Source organism: Falsihalocynthiibacter sp. BN13B15 (genome assembly GCF_041205415.1).
GTDB lineage: Bacteria > Pseudomonadota > Alphaproteobacteria > Rhodobacterales > Rhodobacteraceae > Falsihalocynthiibacter > Falsihalocynthiibacter arcticus.
Map to the genome: position 1 here is coordinate 1 of NZ_JBGFCE010000124.1, position 289 is coordinate 289.

Sequence of the window (289 nt, forward strand, 5' to 3'; positions counted from 1 at the left end):
AAGCCAAATCCGCATGGCATATTTTGCCCCGAAAACCTGTGTGCCGCCCACGCCTTCAATGCGACTAAAGGCATCCACAAGGTTGGAGTTCAGATAGTCCGACAAATCGGCCTGATCCATTTTGCCATCTTCGGAGATCAAACCGATCACCATCAGGAACCCAGCCGAGGATTTTTGCACCGTCACACCTTGGCGCTGTACGGCTTCGGGCAAAAGCGCGGTGGCTTGTGACAGTTTATTCTGCACCTGAACTTGCGCAATATCAGGGTCCGTGCCCGTCTCAAACGTC

Annotated in this window: 1 protein-coding gene; it reads right to left on the reverse strand. The window is 53.3% G+C overall.

All coding sequences use genetic code 11. The features are described from left to right. A partial coding sequence (locus AB9F26_RS22480) for an efflux RND transporter permease subunit (RefSeq protein ID WP_369769151.1) occupies positions 1–289 on the reverse strand: 289 nt, incomplete at both ends.